This window comes from Arthrobacter sp. 10T413_2, assembly GCF_056394205.1.
Genome location: NZ_JBFTHK010000205.1, coordinates 1 through 6,891, shown reverse-complemented (window position 1 = coordinate 6,891; position 6,891 = coordinate 1). Strand labels below are relative to the sequence as shown.

5 protein-coding genes are annotated in these 6,891 nt (G+C 69.3%); 3 read left to right on the top strand and 2 right to left on the bottom strand.

Going from position 1 to position 6,891, the window contains the following annotated elements; all coding sequences use genetic code 11:
- Window positions 1-2,319 (bottom strand): S41 family peptidase (locus AC1DBQ_RS20400; protein ID WP_476930242.1); only part of this gene is annotated, 2,319 nt, incomplete at its 3' end.
- A gap of 74 nt (window positions 2,320-2,393) precedes the next feature.
- Between AC1DBQ_RS20400 and AC1DBQ_RS20395 the strand changes: the two genes are divergently transcribed.
- A complete protein-coding gene (locus AC1DBQ_RS20395; protein WP_476930241.1) occupies window positions 2,394-3,287 on the top strand; it encodes a TIGR01777 family oxidoreductase in 894 nt (297 codons plus the stop codon).
- Between the two features lie 67 nt (window positions 3,288-3,354).
- Here the strand turns inward: AC1DBQ_RS20395 and AC1DBQ_RS20390 are convergent, their stop codons facing one another.
- Window positions 3,355-5,103 (bottom strand): serine/threonine protein kinase, encoded by a 1,749-nt coding sequence (locus tag AC1DBQ_RS20390; protein ID WP_476930240.1) that lies wholly within the window; start codon window positions 5,101-5,103, stop codon window positions 3,355-3,357.
- A 122-nt stretch (window positions 5,104-5,225) separates the two neighbouring features.
- Between AC1DBQ_RS20390 and lipB the strand changes: the two genes are divergently transcribed.
- Both lipB and lipA read left to right on the top strand, forming a co-directional pair.
- Entirely contained in the window at window positions 5,226-5,894 is a 669-nt protein-coding gene (lipB, locus tag AC1DBQ_RS20385) for a lipoyl(octanoyl) transferase LipB (RefSeq protein WP_476930239.1), read from the top strand.
- A partial coding sequence (lipA, locus tag AC1DBQ_RS20380; RefSeq protein ID WP_476930238.1) for a lipoyl synthase occupies window positions 5,891-6,891 on the top strand: 1,001 nt, incomplete at its 3' end. The genes lipB and lipA, both read left to right, overlap by 4 nt.

Below are 6,891 nucleotides of genomic sequence, written 5' to 3'. Positions count from 1 at the left end.
GTCGAAGGCCTGGCCCCACACGCTGAGCGGGTCCATCTGCACGCGGATGCGGCCGAGGTCCACCTTGACGAGCTGGCCGGATTCCTCGTCTGCCTTGGCGCCCGCGGGAGTGACCCGGATCTGCTTGTCCTGGATGAACACGATCTTTTCCCYGTCGCCGGAGATCCGGTAGCTGTCCAGTGCCTCCACGATGGTGGAGGTGCGTCGCTTGGCGAGGTCGTAGCGGACCAGGCTGGGTGCGGCKCCCTTGTCCTCGAGGCTGGCCCGGCCTTCGCCCGTGGTGCCGGAGAGTTCATTGTCCAGCCAGAGCAGGGCGCCGGAAGCGGCGGTCAGTGTGGAGTAGTTGCCTTGCGGCACGGGGACACCGATGACGCGGTGGGCCAGGCCTTCGGCGTCGACCCGCACGGCCGGTACCTGCTTCGCTGCGGGCGACGCCGCGGGTGCGGCACCGGTCCCCGCGGCACCGTCCGCGTCTGCGTCTGCGTCGATCTGTAGGTCGACGCTCGGGCCGAACGGGGACGGGGTGTCCKCGGCGAGGGCCACAAGGTAGGGCTTGATCGGGCTCGGGAAGGACAGATCGAAGGAGTGTCCGTCGTAGACCGGATCGAAGCTGCGGTTGGAAAGGAAGGCGAGGTACTTGCCGTCCGGGGTGAACGACGGCGATTCGTCGCGGAACCGGCCGTCGGTGACGTCAATGATCGCCGTCTGCGTGATGCCGTCGGTCCTGGCGATCCGAAGCCGGCTGCGGGAACCGAAGGACGTGACGGGCTCGGACCAGCCGAGCCAGGCGGAGTCCGGGGACCAGGTGAATCCTTCAATGCTGCCCTCCCCGATGCTGCTGAGCAGGGACATGGTGCCCGTGCGCGTATCGGCAAGGTAGATGTCACCGAAGGCGGTGCCCACGGCGAGCCAGCGCCCGTCGGGGCTGGCTTCGATGGCGCTGGCCCGGCTGGGCTTGGGGAAGTCGATCCGCGTGAGCCCGCCGGACGCCGGCGTCTCGGTCCCGGCGGTGCTGGGTGTGCCAGATGTGCCGGTGCCGGATGCGTGAGTCGGGGCGGCCGCGGCGGGGCTGGACACAGAGCCGCCTGCCGCCGCGGGCGTAGTTCCCGAGCCCGTCAGCGCGGCCGCGGACACCGGCTTCGGCAGCGGGATGCCGGCCCCGGATTMTTCAGACTGGACTGACTGAAGAGGTTGCGGCGCCGTCGGGGCCGCCGCGAATCCGCCGGGCAGGCGCGCCGCAATGGACTTGAGGTACAGGGCCTCGACGCCGTCGTGGTCGGCGACATAGGCGATCCGGCCCTCGCCGAAGGGCCGGGGAAGCCGTGCCCGGACGCCTGGGGTGGCCTCAAGGACGCGGGAGGGGCCGTCCTTGTGCCGCAGCCAGTGCAGGGTTCCGTGGGATTCGACGGCGCTGGAGGCGCCGGTGCGGTCCGGAATGACCTCGCCGAGGTGCCGTGAGGGCTTCAGCGGGGCGGGACGGCGGGCTTGCGAGGCGGAGCCCAGCGAAATGTCGAGTTTGACCGMCTCCGCGTCCAGGCTCGGCAGCAGCCAGAGCTCCCCGGCMGATTCGAAAATGACGCGTTCGCCGTCGGTGGAGGCGTGGCGCACGTAGAAGTCCTCGTGGTCCGTGTGGCGCCGCAGGTCGCTGCCGTTGGGCAGTACCGAATAGAGGTTTCCGTAGCCCTCGTGGTCGGACAGGAAGGCGATCCGGCCCTTGACCCACAGGGGGTCTGTGAGATTGCCGTCCAGCCCGGCGGCGAGCCGCTCGAATTCACCGTTTCCGTCGGCGTCGATCCACAGCTTGCCCGCGGCACCGCCACGGTAACGCTTCCACCAGGCCGGCTCACGCGACAGCACGCTGGCAAGCACCACGGGACGTTCGTCGCCGACGACGGGGCCGAAGGCCACCGATTCCACCGGGCCGAAGGGAAGTTCGTCCGCCCAGCCTCCTGTGACGGGGAGGCTGTAGGCATGGGTGTGGCGGCTGTCGGACTGGCGGAACGCGCTGGTGACCAGGACGTCGCCGTCGGGCGTGAAGCCCTTGACMCGGGTGGAGCTATGGCCGAAGTAACTCAGCTGGCGGTAGCCGCCGCCGTCGACGTCGGCAGTGACGACTTCCGGGGCAGTCCCCTGGACGACAGTCCACACCAGGCGCTTGCCGTCRGGGCTGAAACGGGGGTTGCGGGCCGGCAATTGCAGGGAGGAGACGCGCCAGGCACGGCCCCCGCCCACGGGTGCAATCCAGACGTCGTCCTCGGCCACGAAGGTGACCAGATCGCCGTGGAGATGCGGGAAACGGAAGTAACTCGAGGGGGTCATCGTTCGATCATAGCTACAACGGCCCCTACGGCCCGGAAGGTTTCGCCGCCGTGCCGGGCGTGGTGAGATGGATCATGCGAATCCTTGTTGCCGGAGCCTCCGGGCTGATCGGAACCGCCCTTTCCAACGCACTGCGCAGCGAAGGGCACGACGTCGTCGCCCTGGTCAGGCGTCCCCCCGCCGCGCCGGCCGAGTTCCAGTGGGATCCGGCCGCCGGCCGGATCGATGACACCGCGTTGAAGGGCGCGGACGCGGTGGTCAACCTCTCCGGCGCCGGTATAGGCGACCGKCCCTGGACGCGGGCACGGATTGAGGAGCTTCGCAGCTCCCGGTTGGGCGCGACGCAAACCTTGACGGCGGCGATGGCCCGGCAGGACACGCCTCCGGCAGTCTTCCTCAGCCAGTCGGCGTCCGGCTACTACGGCAACGCAGGGTCCGTGGTGCTGCGTGAGACCGCGCCCGCCGGCACCGGCACGCTMGCGCGGATCTGCGTCGACTGGGAGGCCGCGGCACATGAAGCTCCCCCAGGCATCCGCGTGGTCACGCCCCGAACCGGCGTCGTCCTCAGCCGCTCCGGCGGCGCGCTGGGCCGGMTCATGCCGCTGCTGCGCCTCGGCGTCGGCGGCCCGCTCGGCAACGGCAGGCAGTACTGGCCGTGGGTCACCTTGCCGGACGTGGCCGGCGCTCTGTCCTTCCTGCTCACAGCCCCGGTGTCCGGGCCGGTGAACGTCAGCGCCCCTGAAACCGCCGATGTGAACTCCCTGATCTCGCAACTGGCGGAGGCGCTGCACCGCCCTGCGGTGCTGCGGGTTCCCGCCCCGGTGCTGCGGCTGGTGATGGGCCAATTGGCCGAGGAATTGCTGCTGGCGAGCCAGCGTCTGGAACCAGCTGTCCTGGCCGGKAACGGCTTCGAATGGCAGCACCCCTCGCTCGCCAAGGCCACGGCGTGGGTGGCCGGCCGGGACTAACCGCAACCCTGCTGGCCGGACGCATCACATTGGACGGAGCTAACCGGAGGCAGCCAGCTTCCTCCCGTTAGCCGGCGTCAGGATCCCCGGGGAGGATCTCGGCAATCCGCCAGCGTCCGTCGACCGGCACCAGGACAAGCTCAAGCTGCTGTGCGGCAKCGGCGGGGACCTCTCCCACCACGTTCCCGCCGCCGTCAAGCTCCTTGTACCCGGAGGACTCCGTGGTGATTGCCACCACGGCCCGGTCGGGGCTGCTGTCCGCGGCCGTTTCGATCCTGATCAAGGTCGTCGAGAATCCGGCCAGGACATGGCCGGCCCCGCTGAGCTGCGTCCTGATCCTCTCGTCGGCAGCAGCGGCGGCCGACGCCGGAGCGTTGACGGCGTCGAGCAGGCCGAAGTCCCCGGAGGTGAACGCGAGCGAGCGGAGCCGGGCGAGACCGCGGACGGCCTCGRCGGGGTCCGCCGAGGCTAGCAGTGCCTCCAGATMCGGGAGTACAGCGTTTCCCCCGCCGCCGGCCGTCGGCGTCTCGCCTGCCGGGCCGGGCGACGGCTCAGCCGCCGTCCCGGCAGCGACGGTAGGTTCCACCTCCGAGCCGGGACCCGTGCCGTAGTCGGCCCCGAGCGCGGAAAAAAGTCCGGCGACGGCGTCGCGTGCCGGCGCACCGCCGGCCAGCAGCCACGTGCCGGCCAGCAGAACCAGAGCCGCGAGACTGAGCGAAACCGCCCGTCGTGCGGGGGTCCTTCGGAAGCCTCGGTGGGCTCCGGCCGCCCCGGTGGCGCCCGGGCGCCGCCACGGACCGGGCGTTCCAGAGCGGGACCGCCATGACTGTTCCGGTGCTGAACCCGGCCGCTTCCTGCGCAGGAAGCCCCCGGCGGGTGCCAACCCGCGCCAGTGCCGCCGGAGCTTCCCCGGCCGGCGCCTGCGCGGCCCGGGCTGCACATCCCGGCGGGTGAGCAATTGTGGAATGACCGTCGGATGGACGGTGATAGAGAGGTCCACGGGCTCTGCCGTGCTGCTGCGGTAGACCGCGGCTGCCAGGTCTGCGGCCGAGGGACGCTGCCTCCGGTCCTCGTTCAGTCCGGCTTCGAGGGCGGCCACCAACGCGGCCGGAACCTCAGGGACGAGGAGGCGGAGGGGCGGCCGCTGCGCACCGGGCTCCGGAGCCCGTCCGGTCAGGCAGTACCAGCCCAGGGCCGCGAGCGAGTAAACGTCCCGTTCCGGCTGAAGGCCGGCCCGCACCGCGTCMGCCGGGGCCGGATCACGGAATCCATCGGTACCGACTTCCACGGTMGAAGTGGCGTCGGCCACCATCCGTGCGACCCCCAGATCGGCGAGCAGGGGTTTGCCGGAGGCGGTGAACAGCACGTTGCCGGGGGCCACATCGCCATGCGTGAACCCTTGGCCGTGAAGGTACGCCAGGGCCTGCGCGATCGGCGTCAGGACCGTCACCGTCTCGCCGGTCCMCAGGCGCCCCCGGCCCGCGACGAGCGCCGCCAGCGAGCCGCCGGGAGCGTAGTCGAGCGCCAGCCCGAGGCCGCCCTCGCCCGCCTCATGAGGCCGCCGCACGCGGACCACGGCGTGGGCGCGGACCAGGTGGTCATGCTCGAGGGCGGACAGGATACGGACTTCACGCCGGATCGCCGCTTCCGTTTCCGCATCCTCCGGCGCGGTACCGGCGCCGGTATCAAAGCATTTAAGGGCGAAGTCGCGGCCGGTGGACTGTTCGGTCACGAGCCAGACCGTGGCGCTGCCGCCGACACCCAGGCAACGGCCGACGTCGTAGCCACTCACTATGGGGGCCGGACTTCCGGCCATTGCGGAATCTTCCATACCCAAGGAATAGCCGATCCGGCGGAATGCCGCAGAAGTTATCCACAGGCATGAGAGCTTAAGCACACAATCGGGAACGACGCCGGGCGGGGTCTAAGCTTGATGCCATGACTCTTGAGTTCAACCAGCTGGGTCTCGCCCCRGACTTCATCGATTACACCCGCGGCTGGGAGATCCAGCGCGAACTGCACGAAAAAGTCCTCGCCGGCACCGCACCCAGCACCGTACTGCTACTCGAACACTCGGCCGTTTACACCGCCGGCAAGCGCACCGAAGACCATGAACGGCCCTTTGACGGGACTCCCGTTGTGGCGGTGGACCGCGGCGGCAAGCTCACGTGGCACGGCCCCGGCCAGCTGGTGGGCTACCCGATCATCAAGCTGAAGAACAAGGCCGGCATCCGCGACTACGTCGAGCGCCTGGAAGCGGTGATCATTGCCGTCCTGGCGGACTACGGCATCGAGGCCGTTCGCATCAAGGGCCGCGCCGGAGTCTGGATCGAGCAGGACGCGAAGGGCCCGGACCGCAAAATCGCAGCCATCGGCATCCGCGTCTCCGAGGGAGTCACCATGCACGGCTTCGCGATCAACTGCAACAACGATCTCGCCCCCTACGGCCAGATCATCGCCTGTGGCATCACCGACGCCGGAGTCACCACGATCGCCCAGGAAACCGGCAAGGACGTCACCCCGGCGGACCTCGTGTCGCGGATCACCGAAGAACTGCGCAACAATGAAGAAGCCCTAGTTGCAACCCCAGAAGGAGCTCTACTGTGACACTGGCACCAGAWGGCCGGAARWTGCTGCGCATTGAGCAGCGCAATGCGGCCACACCGGTGGAGCGTAAGCCGGAWTGGATCAAGGCCAAGGTCCAGATGGGCCCCGAGTTCGTCCAGCTCAARAACCTTGTCAAGAAGGAAGGCCTCCACACGGTGTGTGAAGAGGCCGGCTGCCCCAACATCTTCGAATGCTGGGAAGACAAGGAAGCCACGTTCCTGATCGGCGGCTCCGAATGCACGCGCCGCTGCGACTTCTGCCAGATCGACACCGGCAAGCCCTCCCCGGTGGACGTCTTCGAGCCCACCAAGGTGGCCCGCTCGGTGCAGGCCATGGCCCTGCGCTACGCCACCGTGACCGGTGTGGCCCGCGACGACCTCGCCGACGAGGGCGTCTGGCTCTACGCCGAGACGGTCCGCAAGATCCACGAGCTGAACCCGGGCACCGGCGTCGAACTGCTGATCCCGGACTTCTCCGGCAAGCCCGAGCACATCGAGGCGATCTGCGACTCCARGCCCGAGGTCTTCGCCCATAACGTCGAAACCGTGCCGCGGATCTTCAAGCGGATCCGTCCCGCGTTCCGCTACGAGCGGTCCCTGGACGTCATCACCCAGGGCCGGAACCTGGGCATGGTGACCAAGTCCAACCTGATCCTGGGCATGGGCGAGACCCGCGARGARATTTCCGAGGCCCTGCGGGACCTGCACGCGGCCGGCTGCGACCTGATCACGATCACCCAGTACCTGCGCCCGTCCGAACGGCACCTGCCGGTGGACCGCTGGGTCAAGCCGCAGGAATTCGTGGACCTGCAGCAGGAAGCGGACGAGATCGGCTTCCTGGGCGTCATGTCCGGACCCCTGGTGCGCTCCTCCTACCGCGCCGGCCGGCTCTGGGCCACCGCGATGCGCAAGAAGGGCTGGGAAATCCCGGCCCAGCTCGCCCACATCGAAAGCTCCGGCAGCACCCGCCAGGAAGCCAGCTCCATCCTCGCCGCGCA